The organism is Actinosynnema sp. NPDC004786 (genome assembly GCF_053601135.1).
Genome location: NZ_JBSGBG010000052.1, coordinates 25,536 through 43,818, shown reverse-complemented (window position 1 = coordinate 43,818; position 18,283 = coordinate 25,536). Strand labels below are relative to the sequence as shown.

At 72.1% G+C, this 18,283-nt stretch carries 20 protein-coding genes and 2 tRNA genes; 6 read left to right on the top strand and 16 right to left on the bottom strand.

Features of this window, described 5'->3' with window-relative positions:
* Positions 1-121: 121 nt before the first annotated feature.
* Positions 122-1,240: an FAD-dependent monooxygenase gene (locus ACWEFJ_RS33495; RefSeq protein WP_378093669.1), complete on the bottom strand. Its 1,119-nt coding sequence runs from the start codon at positions 1,238-1,240 to the stop codon at positions 122-124.
* 53 nt (positions 1,241-1,293) lie between these two features.
* On the opposite strand from ACWEFJ_RS33495, the gene ACWEFJ_RS33490 reads away from it, so the two are divergent.
* Both ACWEFJ_RS33490 and ACWEFJ_RS33485 read left to right on the top strand, forming a co-directional pair.
* Complete coding sequence (locus ACWEFJ_RS33490) at positions 1,294-1,878, top strand: TetR/AcrR family transcriptional regulator (protein WP_449716181.1); 585 nt, start codon at positions 1,294-1,296, stop codon at positions 1,876-1,878.
* A gap of 136 nt (positions 1,879-2,014) precedes the next feature.
* Entirely contained in the window at positions 2,015-3,169 is a 1,155-nt protein-coding gene (locus ACWEFJ_RS33485) for a macrolide family glycosyltransferase (RefSeq protein WP_449716180.1), read from the top strand.
* Positions 3,170-3,212: 43 nt separating this feature from the next.
* Here ACWEFJ_RS33485 and ACWEFJ_RS33480 read toward each other — a convergent pair whose 3' ends face one another.
* From ACWEFJ_RS33480 to ACWEFJ_RS33470, 3 genes are read right to left on the bottom strand one after another with little or no spacing between them, the layout of a single operon-like run.
* Entirely contained in the window at positions 3,213-3,455 is a 243-nt protein-coding gene (locus ACWEFJ_RS33480; RefSeq protein WP_378093663.1) for a helix-turn-helix transcriptional regulator, read from the bottom strand.
* Complete coding sequence (locus ACWEFJ_RS33475) at positions 3,452-4,303, bottom strand: ABC transporter permease (protein WP_449716179.1); 852 nt, start codon at positions 4,301-4,303, stop codon at positions 3,452-3,454. The genes ACWEFJ_RS33480 and ACWEFJ_RS33475 overlap by 4 nt, the downstream gene beginning before the upstream one ends.
* Positions 4,300-5,172 carry an ABC transporter ATP-binding protein gene (locus ACWEFJ_RS33470; RefSeq protein ID WP_378093699.1) on the bottom strand — a complete coding sequence of 291 codons (873 nt, stop codon included), beginning with the start codon at positions 5,170-5,172 and terminating at the stop codon, positions 4,300-4,302. Before ACWEFJ_RS33470 ends, ACWEFJ_RS33475 begins: the two co-directional genes overlap by 4 nt.
* A gap of 188 nt (positions 5,173-5,360) precedes the next feature.
* Here ACWEFJ_RS33470 and ACWEFJ_RS33465 point away from each other — a divergent pair, with 188 nt between their 5' ends.
* Both ACWEFJ_RS33465 and ACWEFJ_RS33460 read left to right on the top strand, forming a co-directional pair.
* Positions 5,361-6,560, top strand: coding sequence for a cytochrome P450 (locus ACWEFJ_RS33465; RefSeq protein WP_378093659.1), 1,200 nt, complete (start codon positions 5,361-5,363; stop codon positions 6,558-6,560).
* Positions 6,557-6,751 carry a ferredoxin gene (locus ACWEFJ_RS33460; protein ID WP_378093657.1) on the top strand — a complete coding sequence of 65 codons (195 nt, stop codon included), beginning with the start codon at positions 6,557-6,559 and terminating at the stop codon, positions 6,749-6,751. Before ACWEFJ_RS33465 ends, ACWEFJ_RS33460 begins: the two co-directional genes overlap by 4 nt.
* A 51-nt stretch (positions 6,752-6,802) precedes the next feature.
* Here ACWEFJ_RS33460 and ACWEFJ_RS33455 read toward each other — a convergent pair whose 3' ends face one another.
* The 8 genes from ACWEFJ_RS33455 to ACWEFJ_RS33420 all read right to left on the bottom strand — a co-directional run bounded on the left by ACWEFJ_RS33455 (position 6,803) and on the right by ACWEFJ_RS33420 (position 12,935).
* Positions 6,803-7,150 carry a type II toxin-antitoxin system PemK/MazF family toxin gene (locus ACWEFJ_RS33455; protein WP_449716178.1) on the bottom strand — a complete coding sequence of 116 codons (348 nt, stop codon included), beginning with the start codon at positions 7,148-7,150 and terminating at the stop codon, positions 6,803-6,805.
* Positions 7,137-7,367, bottom strand: a complete 231-nt coding sequence (locus tag ACWEFJ_RS33450) for a ribbon-helix-helix domain-containing protein (protein ID WP_378093653.1) — start codon at positions 7,365-7,367, stop codon at positions 7,137-7,139. The genes ACWEFJ_RS33455 and ACWEFJ_RS33450 overlap by 14 nt, the downstream gene beginning before the upstream one ends.
* Positions 7,368-7,528: 161 nt before the next feature.
* Positions 7,529-8,494, bottom strand: coding sequence for an LLM class flavin-dependent oxidoreductase (locus ACWEFJ_RS33445; RefSeq protein ID WP_449716177.1), 966 nt, complete (start codon positions 8,492-8,494; stop codon positions 7,529-7,531).
* Positions 8,495-8,732: 238 nt separating this feature from the next.
* Entirely contained in the window at positions 8,733-10,175 is a 1,443-nt protein-coding gene (locus ACWEFJ_RS33440) for an MFS transporter (protein WP_449716176.1), read from the bottom strand.
* A gap of 153 nt (positions 10,176-10,328) precedes the next feature.
* Positions 10,329-11,399, bottom strand: a complete 1,071-nt coding sequence (locus ACWEFJ_RS33435; protein WP_378094259.1) for a sigma-70 family RNA polymerase sigma factor — start codon at positions 11,397-11,399, stop codon at positions 10,329-10,331.
* Between the two features lie 339 nt (positions 11,400-11,738).
* Positions 11,739-11,813: transfer RNA gene (locus ACWEFJ_RS33430), tRNA-Ile, on the bottom strand.
* An 86-nt stretch (positions 11,814-11,899) separates the two neighbouring features.
* The gene (locus ACWEFJ_RS33425; RefSeq protein ID WP_449716175.1) at positions 11,900-12,745 is read right to left on the bottom strand and encodes an oxygenase MpaB family protein; all 846 of its coding nucleotides are present in this window, start codon (positions 12,743-12,745) and stop codon (positions 11,900-11,902) included.
* A 118-nt stretch (positions 12,746-12,863) separates the two neighbouring features.
* Positions 12,864-12,935 (bottom strand) — tRNA-Asn (locus tag ACWEFJ_RS33420).
* A 138-nt stretch (positions 12,936-13,073) separates the two neighbouring features.
* On the opposite strand from ACWEFJ_RS33420, the gene ACWEFJ_RS33415 reads away from it, so the two are divergent.
* Positions 13,074-13,310: a hypothetical protein gene (locus ACWEFJ_RS33415; RefSeq protein WP_378094263.1), complete on the top strand. Its 237-nt coding sequence runs from the start codon at positions 13,074-13,076 to the stop codon at positions 13,308-13,310.
* 75 nt (positions 13,311-13,385) lie between these two features.
* Here the strand turns inward: ACWEFJ_RS33415 and ACWEFJ_RS33410 are convergent, their stop codons facing one another.
* The 3 genes from ACWEFJ_RS33410 to dnaG all read right to left on the bottom strand — a co-directional run bounded on the left by ACWEFJ_RS33410 (position 13,386) and on the right by dnaG (position 16,607).
* Positions 13,386-14,132 (bottom strand): trans-aconitate 2-methyltransferase, encoded by a 747-nt coding sequence (locus ACWEFJ_RS33410; RefSeq protein ID WP_449716174.1) that lies wholly within the window; start codon positions 14,130-14,132, stop codon positions 13,386-13,388.
* Between the two features lie 67 nt (positions 14,133-14,199).
* A complete protein-coding gene (locus tag ACWEFJ_RS33405; RefSeq protein ID WP_449716173.1) occupies positions 14,200-14,712 on the bottom strand; it encodes a hypothetical protein in 513 nt (170 codons plus the stop codon).
* On the bottom strand, positions 14,712-16,607 hold the full coding sequence (gene dnaG, locus ACWEFJ_RS33400; RefSeq protein ID WP_378092887.1) for a DNA primase: 1,896 nt from the start codon (positions 16,605-16,607) through the stop codon (positions 14,712-14,714). Before dnaG ends, ACWEFJ_RS33405 begins: the two co-directional genes overlap by 1 nt.
* 34 nt (positions 16,608-16,641) lie before the next feature.
* On the opposite strand from dnaG, the gene ACWEFJ_RS33395 reads away from it, so the two are divergent.
* Entirely contained in the window at positions 16,642-17,541 is a 900-nt protein-coding gene (locus ACWEFJ_RS33395) for a sigma-70 family RNA polymerase sigma factor (RefSeq protein WP_449716172.1), read from the top strand.
* Positions 17,542-17,704: 163 nt separating this feature from the next.
* Here ACWEFJ_RS33395 and ACWEFJ_RS33390 read toward each other — a convergent pair whose 3' ends face one another.
* Positions 17,705-18,271, bottom strand: coding sequence for a carboxymuconolactone decarboxylase family protein (locus tag ACWEFJ_RS33390; RefSeq protein WP_449716171.1), 567 nt, complete (start codon positions 18,269-18,271; stop codon positions 17,705-17,707).
* Between the last annotated feature and the right edge of the window lie 12 nt (positions 18,272-18,283).

Sequence of the window (18,283 nt, the reverse complement as noted above, 5' to 3'; positions counted from 1 at the left end):
CGCAGTTCGTGCCACAGAGTGAGCGCTTGATCGCGCAGAAGAGTGAGCCTTCCTGCGAGAACGAGTGATATTCGATCGTTATCCGCACGAAGCCCGGCGGTAATATGTGATTTAGATCACGTCATGGATTTCCACTATCGGGTGACAACGACGGTGGGGTCCACCCGAGCACCCGGGCCATGCCGCCGACGCCGATCCCCGCCGGGACGGCGCGCACCACCGCGTTGCGGACCGCCACGGCCACCGGGTTGCGCAGCCGGTGCCCCACCCGCCCGGCCAGCCTGGACATCCTGGCCACGGCCTGCGTGCGCGGCCGGCGCTGCCGGTCGTAGGCGGCGAGCGCGGAGGGCACGTCGTCGGCGCGGGCGCACGCGGCGGCCAGGACCACGGCGTCCTCGATCGCCATGCACGCGCCCTGCCCCAGGTAGGGCGTCATGGCGTGGGCGGCGTCGCCGAGCAGCGCCACCCGGCCGCGCCCGAACGTCGGCAGGGGTTCGGCGAGTTCGTGCAGGTCGTGCCGCAGCACGGCGCCCGGCGGGGTGGCGTCGAGCAGCGCGGGGATCGGGTCGTGCCAGTCGCCCACGAGCCGCCGGACCTCGGCCGCCTCGTCGTCGGCCCGGCCGCCCGCGGGCGTGACGAGGGCCGCGTACCAGCAGACCCGGCCGTCACCGAGCGGCAGCACGCCGAACTCGACGCCGGGGCCGAGCGTCTGGCCGAGGGGCAGGTCGCGCGGGAACTCCGCCGTCGTCACGCTCCGCCACGCCGTGGAGCCCGCGTACACCGGCTGGGGCATGGCCGGGAACAGCTCCTGCCGGAGCCGGCTGCGGATGCCGTCGGCCGCGACCACCAGGTCCGCGTCCAGGTCGTCCGCCGACCGCACCTCGGTGTCGGTGACCAGGCACGACTCCGGCAGCGCCGAGCGCAGCACGCGGTGCAGGTCGGCCCGGTGCACCGCCACGACGTGCCCGGCCCGCGCCGGGTCCACGTGCGTCAGCGTCCGCCCCCTCGGGTCGCGCAGGTCGCCCGCCACCCGCGGCGTGCCGATCCGCCGCACGGCGTCGGCCAGGCCGAGCGCCCCCAGCGCCCGCAGGGCGTTCGGCATCACGCCCACCCCCGCGCCGACCTCGCCGAACCGAGGCGCGCGTTCGAGGACCACGACCTCCCACCCGACGCGGCGCAGGGCCACCGCCGCCGCGACCCCGCCGAGGCCGCCACCCACCACGACCGCTTTCACGACCACCCCGTTCTACACCTGTAGAGGTCTCGTACTCTACAGGTGTAGAAGGAGGGGATGTGACCGAGCGCAGGGACGTGCTCGCCGACGCGGCGATCCACGTGGTCGCCACCCTGGGCATGCGAGGGCTGACCCACCGCGCGGTGGATGCGCGGGCGGGCGTGCCCACCGGCTCCACGTCGGCCTACTTCCGCACCCGGAAGGCGTTGGTGGAGGGCGTGGTGCGGCGGCTGGCCGACCTCGACGACGCCGAGGTGACCGCGGCGGCGGTGGCCGCCGAACCGGATCCCGACCGGCTCGCGGAGGGCATCGCGCACGTGCTCGACGGGTGGCTGACCACCGGCCGCGAGCGCACCCTGGCCCGGTACGCGTGCCTGCTGGAGGCCACCCACCACCCCGAGCTGCGCGGCATCCTGGCCCACGGCGAGCGGCCGCGGGCGCAGGCACGCGCGCTGCTCACGGCACTGGGCGCGCCGGACCCGGAGCGGCAGGGCCGCGAGCTGGTGGCGTTCGTGGACGGCCTGCTGTTCGACCGGCTGGTCGGCGCGGGCTCGCTCGGCGCGCCCGCGCCCGGCACCCCGGAGAGCCGCGCCGAGCTGGCCGCGGCCGTGCGCGCGGCGCTGCGGGGCGTGCTCGGGAAATGAGTGGCGCCCGCCGCTAGGGTGGGTCGCATGTGGGCATTCCGGGTCTTCTACCTCTGAGTCGGGTCAGCCGTCCGACCCCGCGCGCCGGGCGCGCCGGGGTCTTCGAGCCGACCCTTCACCCAGACGGAGATCACCCGTGTCGCACATCGCTTTCTTCAACATCCCCGGCCACGGCCACGTCAACCCGACCCTGCCCGTCGTCACCGAGCTGGTGCGCCGGGGCCACCGCGTGACCTACGCCGTCTCCCCCGGTTTCGGGCACATCGTGGAGCAGGCGGGCGCGACGCCCGTCGTCCACCCCACCGGCCTGCCCGCCGACGACCGCGAGTGGCCGACCGGGATGGCGCCCGCCATGCGCCTGTTCCTCACCGAGGCGAAGACCGTGCTGCCGCTGCTGGAGGCGGCGTACGCCGACGACCGGCCGGACCTGGTCGTGTACGACATCGGCGCGTGGACCGCGCGCGTGCTGGCGCGGCGCTGGGGCGTGCCGGCGATCCAGTTCTCCCCCACCTTCGTGGCCTACGAGGGGTGGGAGGAGGAGATGGCGCACCTGTACGACCACCCGGACGTGGAGGCGTTCTTCGCCGAGCTGGACGAGTGGCTGGCGGCCGAGGGCTGCCCGATCCCGGGCCGCACGTACGTCGGCCACCCGGACCGCGCGGTGGTGAGCATCGCCCCGGCCTTCCAGCCCCACCGCGAGTCGGTGCACCCCAAGTACACGTTCGTGGGGCCGTGCCTGGACGACCGGTCGGCGTTCCAGGGCACCTGGGAACCGCCCGCGGACGGCAAGCCCGTGCTGCTGGTGTCGTTCGGGTCGGCCTACACCAACGAGCCGCGGGTCTACCGCGCGTGCTTCGAGGCGTTCGGCGACCTGGACTGGCACGTGGTGATGAACATCGGCAAGCACGTCGACCCGGCCGAGCTGGGCGAGCCGCCCGCCAACGTGGAGCTGCACCGCTGGGTGCCGCAGCTGGAGATCCTGGCGCACGCCAAGGTGTTCGTCACGCACTGCGGCATGGGCGGCACGATGGAGGGCCTGCACCACGGCGTGCCGATGGTCGCCCTGCCCGCGCTGGGCGAGCAGGCCATGAACGCCCAGCGCCTGGTCGACCTCGGCGTCGGCCGGCACCTCGACCGGGACGCGGTCACGGCCGAACAGCTCCGGTCCGCCGTGCTGGAGCTGGCCGACGACCCCGGGGTGGCGCGGCGGCTGGCCGCGATCCGGGCCGAGATCCGCGCGGCCGGCGGCACGACCGCGGCGGCCGACGTGATCGAGGCGGAACTGCGCTGAGCGACGAGGGGGCGGCGCCCGTCGGACGCCGCCCCTCCCGCGCCTACGCGGACCGCTCGGAGCTGCTGCCCAGCCGGGGGAACGGGTCGGTCGAGAACACGACCTCCACCGGCACCTCGAAGTACTGCGCGATGCGCAGCGCCAGGTACAGGCTGGGGCTGTACTCACCCCGCTCCAGGTAGCCCACGGTCTGGTAGTGGATGCCCAACGCCTCGGCGAGCTGCCGACGCGACACCCCCCGTTCCGCGCGCAGCATGGCGATCCGGTTGTAGACGCTTTCGCTCATCGCACCCTCTGCAGCGCCGCCTGCCTGCGCTGCTCCATATCCGCTCCGGACTCCCGGCGAGCCATCCGACGCAGGATCGTAGGCGCAAGCAGGAAGCCCAGCACCGCCCACACCCCGAGCACGCCGACCAGCTCCGGGATGCGCCACACCCCGCCCAGCTCCGCCGCCGCGGCCGAGTCGGGCAGCAGCGCCGCCCGCGCGCCGTGGCCCGCCCAGTACACCGGGAACACCTGCGCCACGCCCTGGACCCAGCCGGGCAGCGCGGTGATCGGGTAGAAGATGCCCGAGATGGCCACGATCCCCATCATCGGCAGCATGGTGATGCCCATCGCGCCGCCGGGGCTCTTGCTGATCGACCCGGCGACCGCGCCCCAGGGCAGCATCGACGCCATGCCCAGCGCCAGCACGGCGACCAGGCCGAGCACGCCGCCCACGCCCGCGTCCGCGAACACGTTCACCAGGAACAGGCCCGGCACGAGCACGACCAGCAGGCCGGTCAGGGAGTCCAGCGAGGTCTGCACCGTCCGGCCGACCAGGTAGCCGAGCATGCCGTGCGGCACCGCCTTGGCCCGCAGCAGCGTGCCGTCCTCCCGGTTGACCGAGAGCTGGCCCGCGGGCCCCACCAGGCTGCCGAAGACGATCCCCATGCCGAGCATGCCGGGCAGGGTGAGCGCGGCGAGCGTGATGCCGGAGCCCTCGACCGGCGAGTCGCGCTGGAACCACAGCACGGTCAGGAAGCCGACCGAGAGGAACAGGTTGTAGAGCTGGTCGGAGCTGCCCAGCGAGTGCCGGAACTCCCGCACCCCGCGGTCCACGCCCAGCCGGACGGCGTGCGACTTGCCGGTCACCGGAGCGCCACCTCCTCCTCCGTCGCCTGGCCGCTCTCGTGCCGCTGCACGAGCGCCATGTAGGTGTCCTCCAACGTGCTGCGCCGCACCTCCAGCTCCGAGATCCCGGTCGCGTGCTGGCGGAACAGGTCCCGCACGAACGCGGTCGCGTCCTCGGCGGTGTGCACGTGCCGCAGGCCGTCCTGCGTCCAGCGCACCTCGGACTTGCCCGCGACCCGGCGGCTGAGCTGGTCCGGGCTGCCGTCGGCGATGATCCGGCCGCCCGCGAGCACCAGGATGCGGTCGGCCAGCCGCTCCGCCTCGGCCAGGTCGTGCGTGGTGAGCAGGATCGTCATGCCCTCCAGGTCCGACAGCCGGTGCACCAGGTCGTGGAAGTCGCGCCGGGCGTGCGGGTCGAACCCGGCCGTCGGCTCGTCCAGGAACAGCAGGTCCGGCTTGCCGACGATGCCGATCGCCACGTCCAGCCGCCGCCGTTGCCCGCCGGACAGGCTGCTGATCTTCTTGTGCGCGTGCCCGGTCAGGCCGACGGTCTCGATCAGCTCGTCGGTGTCGAACGGCCGCGGCTGGTGCGGCGTGGTGTAGGGCGCGTAGTAGCGGCCGAGGTGGTGCAGCAGCTCGCGCACCCGCCACCGGCCGTGGTCGCGCCAGGACTGCAGCACCACGCCGAGGCGGGCGCGCCACGCCTCGTCGCCCTTGGCCGGGTCCACGCCCAGCACCCGGACGTGGCCGTCGGAGGGCAGCCGGAAGCCCTCCAGGATCTCGATCGTCGTGGTCTTGCCCGCGCCGTTGGGCCCGAGCAGGGCCAGCACCTCACCCGGTCCCGCGGTGAAGTCGACCCCGTGCAGCACGTCCGTCGTGCCGTAGCGCATCCGCAGATCGCGCACCTCGATGACCAAGGATCCCTCACCTCCCCCTTGTCAGAGTTCTCCCGCGTTTTGTAGCACACCTGCTATCAGACGTACTACAGCCGTTCCCTTACGGCATATTTACTTCACGGCTTCCTGAAACTTCTGTACGTTGCGAAGCAGGTCCCTTAACGCACTGGGAGGTGTGCGAGATGACCGAAACGCTGTACGCCGAGCTGCCCACGCAGCGCAGCACGGCGTTCGACCCGCCCGCGGAGTTGGGGTTGCTCCGCGAGCGGGCCCCGATCAGCCGGATGAAGTTCCCGGACGGGCACCTGGGGTGGCTCGTGACCAGCTACGAGCTGGCCCGGGAGGTGCACGCGGACCGCCGGTTCAGCAGCCGGGCCGAGCTGCAGCACACGCCGCGCCGGGTCGCGGGGCAGCCGATCGCGCAGCGGCCCCCGGCCAAGCCGGGCATGTTCATCGCGATGGACGCGCCCGACCACACCCGCTACCGCAAGCTGCTCACCGGGCAGTTCACCGTGCGGCGGATGAGCCGGCTCATGCCGCGGATCGAGCAGATCGTGGGCGAGCACCTGGCCGCGCTGCGCGCCGCCGGGTCGCCCGCGGACCTGGTGGCGAACTTCGCCCTGCCGGTGCCGTCGATGGTGATCTGCGAGCTGCTGGGGGTGCCCTACGACGAACGGGAGGTGTTCCAGCGCGACACCGCCAAGGTGTTGAGCCTGGACTCCACGTTCGAGGAGATCATGGCGGCCTTCGAGCGGCTGGAGGAGTTCGTGCTCCAGCTCGCCAGGCGCAAGCACTCCGAGCCCGGCGACGACATGCTGTCGGGGCTCATCGCCACCGGCGAGCTGACCGACGAGGAAGTCGCCAACATGGGGCTGCTCCTGCTCGTCGCCGGCCACGAGACCACGGCGAACATGCTGGGCATCGGCACGCTGCTGCTGTTGCGGCACCCCGAGCAGCTGGCCGCGCTGCAGGCCGACCCGTCGTTGGTGGACAACGCGGTCGAGGAGATGATGCGGTACCTGAGCATCATCCAGTTCGGCACGCTGCGCACCGCGTTGGAAGACGTGGAGGTCGGCGGCGTGGTGGTTAGGGCGGGCGAGTCGGTGTCGATCTCGGTGGCCGCGGCCAACCGCGACCCGGCGCGGTTCGAGCGGCCGGACGAGTTCGACGTCCGCCGGTCCGCGTCCGGGCACATCGCGTTCGGCCACGGCGTGCACCAGTGCCTCGGGCAGCAGTTGGCCCGGATCGAGATGAGGATCGGGTTCAGCGCGCTGTTCCGGGAGTTCCCGGACCTGCGGCTCGCCGTGCCGGCCGACGAGGTGCGCATGCGGTCGGACATGGCGATCTACGGCGTGCACGAGCTGCCGGTGGAGTTCTCGTGAGGATCGAAGTGGATCCGGACCGGTGCGCGGGGTCGGGCATGTGCGCGCTGACCGATCCGGAGGTGTTCGACCAGGACGAGGTGGACGGGACGGTCGTGCTGCTGCAGCCGTCGCCGACCGGCGGGCACGAGCGGGCGGCGCGTGAGGCGGCGCACCTCTGCCCGGCGGGAGCCATCCGCGTCGTGGGGTGACGGGGGTCGCCGGGGCCGCTCGCGGGCGGTCCCGGCGGTGCTCCGCGCGGCTCAGAGGGCGAGGTGCACGCGCAGGGCCTCGTCGAGTTGCTTGAGCACGGCGGGCGGCAGCCCGCCGATCCGGGCGCGGAGCCTGGCCGCGGCGACCGTGCGCACCTGCTCGGCCTGCGCCTTGGAGTCCGCGCCGAGCCCGCAGTCCTTGGCGGGCAGCAGCACTTGGAACGGGTACACCTTCGCGGTGTTGGAGGTGATGGGCACGACGGTCACCACACCCCGGCCGCCCCGTCCGGCGGCCCGGTTCGCCGCGTCGTTGCTCACGACCACGGCCGGGCGGACCTTGTTCGCCTCGGCGCCGCGCACCGGCTCCAGGTCCACCCAGTAGATGTCACCTCGCCGCATCGACGACACCGTCCGGGGCGGTCACGTCCCACACGTCGGCGTCTCCTCCGGCTTCCCACTCGTCCCACGCGCTCGCGTAGGCGTTCTCCAGCCCTGCCTCGCGCAACAACGTGATTGCCTGGTGGATCACCGACGACCGCGAGGCGCTCCGGTGTTGCCGGAGGTAGCGATCAACGAACTCTACGTCCTCCTCGGGGAGGCTCACACTGATTTTCATACTTCCGATGCTACCTGCGGTACTACCGCCCGACCACCGCCGGGCGCACGCGCTGCGGGGCGGGCCATCGCGCCGGTTCCACCCCCGCACGTCGAGGTGGCCGCGATCGCCCGCCCCCGGTCGGCGCGCGTGGGACCGCGGCGCCTTCCCCGGTCGGGACCTCAGTCCACCGCGATCTCGTGGATGGCGGGCACCACGTTCTCGCCGATGGTGCGGAGCATGTCGTCGTAGTCGGTGAACGTGTTGATGCGCAGGATGATGTGCCGGCAGCCGGCCTCGATGAACTCGCGCAGGTGCTCGACCAGGCCCTTCTCGGTGCCGCCGAAGTAGTTCTGGTAGTTCGACATGGTCGTCTGCGGCAGCTGGTAGTACCGGGTGGTGTACTCGTTGAGCGCCGCCTCGCCGGCCGCGGTGTCCTGGCCGATGTTGACGTTGATGTACATCGTGGGGCGGATGTCGTCGGGGTCGCGGCCGATCGCCCGCGCGTGCTCGCGGATCCGCTCCAGCGAGTGGCGGTAGCCCTCGGCGTCGATGTGCACGGGCATCCAGCCGTCGTACAGCTCCGCGGTGCGGCGGACCGCCTTGGGCTTGCCGTTGCTGGCCAGCCAGATGCCGGGTCCGCCGGGCGTGCGCGGCGGACCCTGGTGGCGCAGCTCGTTCAGGTTGTAGTACTTGCCCTTGAGGTCGCCCTCCCGGCCCTCCCACACCGTCTTGAACGCCCGGACCGCCTCGTCGACGCGGGTGATGCGCTCGGTGTAGGTCATGGGGACCAGGTCGCTCTCGTTGTTCACGGGCAGCGGCTCGCCCATGCCGAGGCCCATCTTCAGCCGGCCGCCGCTGAGCTGGTCCAGCGTCGTGATGGCGTGCGCCAGCGCCTTCGGCTCGCGCAGCACGGCCGTCAACGCCGCCGTGCCGATGGTGACGTGCTCGGTCACCATCGAGATCGCGCCGAGCAGCGACAGCGGTTCGAGGCGGGGCCGCGTGACGAACGAGTCGCCGACCCACACCGAGTCGAACCCGAGTTCCTCCACTTTTTTCGCGAGCGCGATCAGCGGTGCCGCCGCATCGGTCGGGTACAGCATCGAATATTCGCGCACGGGCAGCGCCACACCAATTTCCGGACTCACCCTCGACTCCTCCCGGGTAATCTTTCGGCAATCATCTCCCCATACACTTGAATTGATAGCACGGCCCGTGGCCGGGTCGCTTCTTCGCACCTGCCTTGACGGTCCGGCGGCGGCTTCCCGGAGAAGGCGTCCTTCGTACTGCCGAAACGGCGGGCGAGAAAAGGTCGCGGACGGCGGCCGGGCAGGCCGTCGTCCGCGACCCGGAATTGTTAGGGATCGTTTCCGGACGCCGGGGGCGTTACGCCTTCTCCGCCTGGGCGACGGGGCTGGGCGCGGCGGGCTGGGGCGCGGGCGCGGCGGCCGGGCGCCTGGCCGGCATGCCGAGACCGATGAGCATGCCCACGAACGCGAGCACGGCGACCGCGGTCATCGACCCCGAGAAGCCGTCGGCGAACGCCTCGGACGTCGCGTAACCGCCGACCGCGCCGAACACGGCGACCGACACCGAGGTGCCGAACACGCCGCCGAACATGCGCAGCATCATGAACACGCCGGACGCCTGGCCGATCTGCTGCGGCTGCACCGCGGTCACGACCGCCTTCTGCGCCGCGGGCATCGCCGCGGTGATGCCCGCCGAGCCGATGACCAGGGCGGGCAGGATCTCCAGGTAGGACGTGTCGGTGTCGATCGCGACGGCGATCCACGCCATGCTGATCGCCTGCAGGAACAGGCCGCCGACGACGAACTTGCGCTCGCCGACCTTGTCGACCAGCCGGCCCGCGATCGGGGCGCACACCATCAGCGTGCCGGTCCACGGCATCAGCATCAGGCCGGCCACGAGCGGGCCGTGGCCCTTGACCAGCTGGAAGTACTGCGCGAGGAAGAACATCGTGCCGTACAGCGAGGCGAACACCAGGAAGTTCGCCGGGTTGGCGGTGGAGAACGCGCGCAGCTTGAAGAAGCCCATCGGCACCATCGGCCGCGGCGTGCGCTTCTCGTAGAACACGAACGCCACCATCAGCACCACGCCGAGCACGATCGAGGCGACGACCTCGGCGCTGCCCCAGCCCGCCGCGTTGCCGCGCACGAGCGCCCAGATGATGCCGAACGCGCCGAGCGTGACCAGGCCGAGGCCGCCCAGGTCGAGCTTGTTGTTCGGGCCGGTGCTCTCGTCGACCTTCCGGGAGGCGAGCAGGATCGCGACGATGCCGATCGGCAGGTTCAGCCAGAAGATCCACTGCCAGGCCAGGCCCTGGGCGATCGCGCCGCCGATGAACGGCCCGCTGAACGTCGCCAGACCGGTGAGGCCCAGGTAGAGGCCCATCGCCTTGCCACGCGTCTGCGGCGGGAAGACCGCGGTGATGAGGGTGAGCGACAGCGGTAGCACCATCGCCGCGCCCGCGCCCTGGAAGGCCCGGGACACGATCAGGAAGATGATGTTCGGCGAGATCGCGCACGCCACCGACGCGACGGTGAACAGCGCCAGACCGGTGTTGAAGATCTTCCGCCGGCCGAACCGGTCACCCAGCGCGGCGCCGGTCAGCAGCAACACCGCGAACGTCAGGTTGTACGCGTTGACAACCCATTCGAGTTGTTCGATCGACGCGGTCAGGTCCGCGCGGATGGTGCTCAGCGTCGTCGTGACGACGAGGCTGTCCAAGGCCATCATGAACGACGCCAGCGAGGCGAGCCCCAATGTCCACGCCTGCTTGGACGACATCCGTCCCGTTTCCGTACTCACCGTTCTCCTTCGGTTCATCCCATGGTTTTCGAGCAGGCGGGGGCCGTGGCTCGACACCACCACCTCGCCGGGTAACCCGTCGAGATCGCCGACGGGCGCGGTGGAACACCCCGGGGATTCCCGGGGTCGTGTTTCCGGATCAGCGCCGGGAAATCAGGCGCGCAGTGATCGCGGCAATCCGAAGATCTGCAGGAGCGAGTTGTCGTGGAACCGGGTCAGGCCGGTGATCCGGTCGCCGGTCAGGGTCAGCACCAGCACGCCGTGCGCGTGCAGGATGGGCGTTCGCGGGTCGCGCAGGTAGATGCCGAACGCCGGCTGGCCGTTGGCCCGCGTCGGGATCAGCACGTGGCGCATCCCGTCGCGCAGCGCCACCGTGGCCAGGAAGTGCCGGATGTCGTCCAGCCCCTGGTACTCCAGCGGCATCGGCGGCATGGTGAGCCGCGCGTCGTTGGTCAGCAGGTCCACGATCGCGTCGACGTCGCCCGCCTGGAACGCGCGGGCGAAGTCGTCCACGACGCGGCGCTCCTGCGGCGAGTTCGGCAGCGGCGCGCTCGCCCAGTCCGGTCCCGGCAGCTCCTGCGCCAACGCGCCCCGGGCCCTCTTCAACGCGGAGGTGACCGCGCTCTCGCTGGTGTCGAGGATCGTCGCGACCTCGGCGGCCCGGAACCCCAACACGTCCCGCAGCACCAGCACGGCCCGCTGCCGGGGCGGCAGCTGCTGCAGGGCGGCCAGGAACGCGAGCGACACGGACTCCCTGACCTCGTACCGCGCCTCCGGCCCCGGCAGGTCGTCGGCGATCTCGTCGAGCAACGCGTCCGGGTACGGCTCCAGCCAGCTCGGCTCCGCGCGGCGGTGAGATGGCTCGGGCAACGGGACCTCCGGTTGGTAGGTCGCATAGTCGTTCGGCCGACGTGTGCCGGCCCGCAGTGCGTTAAGGCAGCGGTTGGTCGCGATCCGGTACAGCCAGGTCCGCACCGAGGCCCGCTCCTCGAACGCGCCGATCCCCCGCCACGCCGCCAGCAAGGTCTCCTGCAGCAGGTCCTCGGCGTCCTGCACGGACCCGAGGATGCGGTAGCAGTGGACCTGCAACTCCCGCCGGTAGGGCTCCACGAGCCCCCGGAACGCCTCCCCGTCCCCACCACGGGCCAACCGGAGCAGCTCCTCGGCCGAGCGCTGGCCGCGGTGCGCGGCGTCGGTCCCCCTGGCCTGTGGGATCCCTCGCATGGTGGCTCCTTCTTCCTGTGGCCACCCCCGCCGGCCGTCGGTGCGGCACGGGCCGGTGAGGGCTTTGGACGGTGGTGCGTGGTCTGACGTGCGCGGATGGGCTCTCGGAAGGTATGGACACCGCGGGGCCCGGAAAGTGGGCGCTCCCAGGTCACGTTTCCGACACGACACCCCGTGCACCAACCGTAGTACCGCCGCTACCAGCGGTCATAGCGCGAAAGAGCCCTCCTGGGGCTGGGGACCGCGGATGACGCGTGGGGTCGTGGACGCAACCGCCCGGACGAGCCGCCCGACCGGCGGCCTCGACCGTCCAACCCAACGTTCCCGCTGGTCGAAGAGTGGGGCGGGTGGGGTTCGAACCCACGACCTGACGGATTATGAGTCCGCTGCTCTGACCGGCTGAGCTACCGCCCCGGTGACGTGCGGTTCCGGAGGGTACAGAGGGAGGTTCCTCCCCGTCTCGACAACCCGGGCGGCGTGACCAAGCTGTGCCGGGCGGACTACGGGGCTCCGAGGTCGGACGGCCGGTAGCCCGTCGGGTAGCCCGGGTAGGTGCGGTTCTTCGGGTCGTTGGTCAGGCGCGGGGTGCGGCGGGGTGGGAGGAGGCGGACCGCGTGGGCGCGCAGGCGCAGGGACGCGTCCGCCGCGCGCACCAGCCACCGCGGCTGGGCGGGGAAGCCGAAGGCGGCCAGCATCCGGTCGTCCAGCATGGCCAGCACCGCCCGGGACGTCATCGCGCGCGGCGCGGGGTACCAGGAGCAGAACAGGTCCAGGGTGTACCGGCCGATGGCGCGGTTGGTGTCGCTGTAGGTGAAGTGCCGGTCCTCGTACTCGCGCTTGAACTCCAGGTACGACTCGTACGTGGTCGGGATCGCCTTGATGCCCATCCGCGCGCCGACGGCCGAGTAGAAGTGGAACGCGCCGAGCCGCTCGTGGTCGGTCAGCGGCCGCCAGCCGTACCGGGTGATCCACTCGATCGGGTCGAAGATGAACGTCGACAGCACGTACCGCATGTCGTCGTTGGCGATGTCGTACCGCCCGTGCAGCCGGTTCACCACGCGCAGCGCCTCCCGGCCGCGCGGCGAGTCGTAGCCGTGGTCGATCAGCTCCGCCATCAGCAGCGCCGTGTCGTCGTACCGCTGCTGCGGCCGGCGCTCGAACTCGCCCGTGCGCGCCAGCAGGCCCGAGATCGACGGCACGCAGTAAGTCCGGAACAGGGCGAACTCCAGCGCGCGGACGTAGTCCCACGGGAACTCGTAGCCCGACGAGATGCGCATGATCTCCACGTGGTCGCGCTCGGGGTCCAGCGAGGTGATCCGGCGGCGGTTGGCGAAGCGGTCGGCCATGTGGCCCAGCCTGCCCGAAAGATCCGGCCCCGAACGTGTGACAAACGGGTGACTCGCGGGTACCCGCACCCCATGAGACGAAGAAACCCCAGGTCCGCGGACCTGGGGTGCCATCGCGCTCCCCCTACTGGATTCGAACCAGTAACCCTTCGATTAACAGTCGAATGCTCTGCCATTGAGCTAAGGGGGAATGTTCTGTTGTAGGCCGGACCTCCCGGCCCGACAGGACGTAACTCTAGCGCATCCCGAACAGTGCTCGCGCACACCCCCCTCCCCTCCGGTAGGAAGGGGTGTGACCAGGCACGATCCAGGAGGGAAGGACCACCCCATGAAGGGCATCCTGCTCGGCGCCGCCATCGGCTACGTCCTGGGCGCGCGCGCCGGACGGCAGCGCTACGACCAGATCGTGCGGGCCTACCGCGCCCTGGCCGACCACCCGGCCGTCCAGGGCGCGGCGGGCATCGTGCGCGCCAAGGTGGGCGAGAAGACCGGCTTCGGCCGCCACCAGTCGAACGCCAACGCCAACGGCCACCGGCGCGACCCGGTCATCCCGCGCGCCAACTGACCGCGCGAACCGACCGCGCCAAGAGACCGCGCGCCGCCGGGGCCGCCCTCCACCAGGGGGCGGCCCCGGCGCGTGTCACGGCACCCGCGCCACGGCGAACACCCGGCGGAACGGGAACCACGTCGTGCCGTCCGCCCGCCGCGGGTACGCCTCGCGCAGCAGCGGCGCCAACCGCCCTCGGAACGCCGCCCACCCCTCGTCGTCCAACGCCGCCCGGATCGGCCGCAACGCCGTCCCCGTGATCCACTCCAGCACGGCGTCCTCCCCCTCCAGCCGCTGGAGGTACGTCGTCTCCCACGCGTCCACCGCGCAGCCGTCCAGCACCTCCGCGTACCCCTGCGGGTCCAGCACCGGCGACGGGCGCAGCAGGCCGCGCAACCCCGGCCACGACGAGTCGACCAGGGACCGCACCAACTCGTGCGACGGCCCGGAGAAGTTGCCCGGCACCTGCATCGCGAGCCACGCGCCGGACGGCAGCGCCCGCACCCACTTCCGCAACAGGTCCTCGTGCCCCGGCACCCACTGCAAGACCGCGTTGGTCACCACCACGTCGGTGTCCGGCGCGGGCTCCCACGCGGCCACGTCGGCGACCCGGGCGTCGACCCCGCGCGCCCGTGCGGCGGCGACCATCTCCGGCGACGAGTCCAACGCCTCCACGACCGCCGCAGGCCACCGCGCGCCGAGCGTCTCGGTCAGGTTGCCGGGACCGCAGCCCAGGTCCACCACCCGCCGCGGCGACACGGCCCCGACCCGGGCCACCAACTCGTGGAACGGACGCGACCGGTGGTCGGCGAACGCCAGGTACTTGCCCGGATCCCACATGCGCACACCCCGTTTCACAGTACGGACGTACTGCTTACAGTACGCGCGTACTGCGAACCCGGCCGGCTCAGTCGCGCAAGCGGGCGATCTTCGCCGCGACCGAGGCGGCGACCTCGCGGACGCGCTCCACGTCGACACCCGGGTCCGGCCGCACCTGGAGCACCACGCCGTCCCGCCCCGCGACCTTCCGCTGCACGAACCACGCGCCCACCGTCGCGTTGTGCTCGCGCGTCTTGATCGACCCGGTCACGCGCTCGTGCACGACCTGGGGCACCTTGCCCGGCGACTCCAGCGGGAACCGCCGGGCCGGCAGGTCGCGCAGCACCACGGCGTCACCCGCCGTGCCGTCCTCGACCGCCTCGACCACCGCCAGCGCGTTCCCGCTCCACGTGGCCTTGCTGACCAGGTGCCACCCGACGCGGCGCGGCCGCGGGTCGTCCGGCAGCCACAGCCCGTGCGACGTCGCCACGAGCCAGCCGGAGCCGACCGCGGCCGACGCCAGCACGTGCTCGTCGGCCTCCAGCGACCCGGTGAACCCCTCGGGCGCGCCCGAGCCGAACAACCTCCGGAACAGCCCCATCACAGCCCGCCCACCGCTTGTTGGCCCAACGCCTTGTGGTAGTCCTCCAGGGCGATGAGGTCGCCGAACAGGGCCCGGTACTCGTCCGGCTCCTCGATCGGCGACACCCGCCGCAGCCGAGACTTGATCTCGGTGATCTGCCCGGCCACCAGGATCTGCTGCAACCGGGCCAGCACGCTCTGCACGTACCGGTACTCGTCCTCGGCCTTGACCCGCAACGGCTCCACGGCCAGCTCGGTCAGCACCGACCGCACGGCCTGCTGCCGGCACGCCTGCGACACGGCGTCCAGGAACGCGGGCCCCGCCAGCCCCGACGACACCCCGCCCGCCTCCCGGATCGCCTGGTGCAGCGCCAGGTACGCGGGGTGCGTGAACGCCTCGTCGGGCAGCGAGTCGTAGTACGGCCCGGCCATCTCGGGCAGTTGCAGCGCCGCCTTCAACGCCTCCCGCTGCGCCCACAGCGCCGGGTCGCGCGGGTCGGGGCGCGGCGGGCCGTCCACGTCCACCGCGAGCGCGCCCTGGTTCGGGTCCGCCGGCGCGGCACGTCGACTCGGCGGGGCCGCGCGCCCGGTCGCGGTCTCGCGCACCCGGCGCACCACCGCCGCCTCGTCCTCCCAGCCGACCCACCAGGCGAGCCGGGTGGCGTACCCGTCCCGCTTGGCCCGGTCCTTGATCTGGGCCACGAACGGCACCATGGTCTTCAACGCCTCGACGCGGCCGTCCACCGAGTCCAGGTCGTAGTCCTTGAGCCGCGTCCTGATGGCGAACTCGAACAGCGGCGTGCGGCGGGCCACCAGGTCGCGCACGGCCACGTCGCCCTTGGCCTGCCGCAGCTCGCACGGGTCCATGCCGTCCGGCGCGATGGCGATGTAGGTCTGCGCGGAGAACGCCTGCTCGCCCTCGAACGCCTTCAGCGCCGCCTTCTGGCCCGCCGCGTCGCCGTCGAAGGTGAAGATCACCTCGCCGTTGAGCGAGTCGTCGATCAGCAGCCGGCGCAGCACGTTCATGTGGTCCGCGCCGAACGCCGTGCCGCAGGACGCGACGGCCGTGGGCACGCCCGCCAGGTGCATGGCCATGACGTCGGTGTAGCCCTCGACCACGACGGCCTGCCGGCGCTTGGCGATCTCCCGCTTGGCGAGGTCCAACCCGAAGAGCACCTGGGACTTCTTGTAGATCGGGCTCTCGCTGGTGTTGAGGTACTTGGCCTGGATCGGGTCGTCGTCGAAGATCCGGCGCGCGCCGAACCCGACCACGTCGCCGCCGAGGTCCCGGATCGGCCACAGCAGCCTGCGGTGGAACCGGTCGATCGGGCCCTGCCTGCCCTCCTTGGTGAGCTGGGCCTTGATCAGCTCGGTCAGCTCGAACCCGCGCCCGAGCAGGTGCTTGGTGAGCCGGTCCCAGCCGCCGGGCGCGAACCCGCAGCCGAACTGCCGGGCGGCGGCCTCGTCGAACCCGCGTTGCGCCAGGAACTCCCGCGCGGCCAACGCCTCGGGCGTGGCCAGCTGCTCGGCGTAGAACTCGGCGGCGGCCCGGTGGGCCTCGATGAGCCGGCTGCGGGTGCCGCGGTCGCGCTGGATCGTCGCGCCGCCGCCCTCGTAGGTGAGCTGGATGCCCGCCCGGTCGGCCAGCCGCTCGACGGCCTCCACGAACCCGAGGTGCTCGATCTTCATCACGAACGCGATGACGTCGCCGCCCTCGCCGCAGCCGAAGCAGTGGAAGGTGCCGTGCGAGGGGCGGACGTTGAACGAGGGCGACTTCTCGTCGTGGAACGGGCACAGGCCCTTCAGCGCGCCGCCACCGGCCCGGCGCAGCGAGACGTGGTCGCCCACGACGTCGTCGATCCGGCTCCGGTCACGCACCAACGCGATGTCGCTCTCCCGGATGCGTCCTGCCACGTCGAGCGAGTCTAGTGCTGGCAGACTGGGACCCGTGACCGCCGCCGAGCAGACCCTGGCCTCCGCCTTCACCGGCCACCGCTCGCACCTGGTGGGCGTGGCGTACCGGCTCACCGGGAGCGTCGCGGACGCCGAGGACGCGGTGCAGGAGGCGTGGCTGCGGCTGTCCGGGTTGAGCGAGCAGGGCCGGGCCGGCATCCGTGACCTGCGCGGCTGGCTGACGACCGTGGTGGGCCGGATCTGCCTGGACCGGCTGCGGTCGGCGACCGCGCGGCGGGAGCGCTACGTGGGCCAGTGGCTGCCCGAGCCGCTGCTGACCACGGGCGAGGACGACCCGCTGGACGCGGTGGTGCGCGACGACGGCGTGCGGATGGCGGCGCTGGTCGTGCTGGACCGCCTCACGCCCGAGCAGCGGGTGGCGTTCGTGCTGCACGACGCGTTCGACGTGCCGTTCGCGGAGATCGCCGAGGTGCTGGGCTGCCCGGTCGCCACCGCGCGCCAGCACGCGTCCCGGGGCCGGCGTGCCCTGGCCGAGGCCGAGCCCCCGCCGCGGGTGGCGCTGGACGAGCAGCGCGAGGTGCTGGAGCGGTTCCTCGCGGCCGTGGCGTCGGGCGACCTCGACGCCGTGGTCGGTCTGCTGCACCCCGACGTGGTGATGGTCGGCGACGGCGGCGGCAAGGCCAGGACCGCGGTCCAGGTGGTCAGCGGCGCGGACAAGGTGGCGCGCCTCATCCTCGGCCTCATGCGCCGCTACGGCGATGTCGAGGGCCGGTCCGCGCTGGTCAACGGCGACCTGGGGCTGGTGTTCGCCGCCCAGGGCGAGCTGACGCCGCGGGTCGAGGCGATCGTGGTGCGGGACGGCAAGGTGGCCGGCGTGTACGACATGTCGAACCCGGACAAGCTGACCCACGTCCGGTTCCCCGACCCGGCCTGAGCACGGCCGGTGACGGTCCGCCAGGACGGGGCGACTCCGGTGAGATCCCCGGAGCCGCCGCGTGCGCGCAAAGGCATGCCGGCCCTCGGCACGGCGCGCCGGCGCCCACCCCAAGGCCACCGGGTAGGGGGACCCCGGAGCGCGGCGCCGGCGCGCCGTGCGGTCACGGCATGGGGACCCGGCAGGCGTCGCCCGACGTGAAGCCCTGGTCCGTGATGCCGAACGCGGAGTTGAAGCGGCCCCGCTGGTTCTCCAGCGCGATCAGGTAGGTCAGCTCGACCAGCCCTTCGTGCCCCAGCCGCCGGTCCAGTTCGGCGACCTGCTCGTCGGTCACCGCGGTCGGCGTCTCGGTCATCGCGTCGGCGTAGGCCAGGGCCAGCTTCTCCAGCTCCGTGTACTTGTCGGACGTCCGGTAGTCGTGGATCTCCTTGAGCCGGTCGATGTCCAGCCCCTCGTGCTTGATCAGCATGGTGCCGAAGTCGACGCACCACGAGCAGCCGAGCTTCACCGCGGTCAGGTAGACCACCAGCTCCCGCAGCGACACGGGGAGCGTCCGGGCGCCCTTCTCCACCGCCATCTCGTGCCGCGCACTGGCCATGAACAGCTTCCGGTGGTGCGCGGCCACCGTGAAGGGCTCCGGCACGGCGCCGAACCGGCGCTTGGCGAACCGGTAGGCCAGGCGCACCAGCGGGTTGGCCTGCCTGGTCGTGACGACCGGGATCCTGGGCATGTCCCCTCCTCG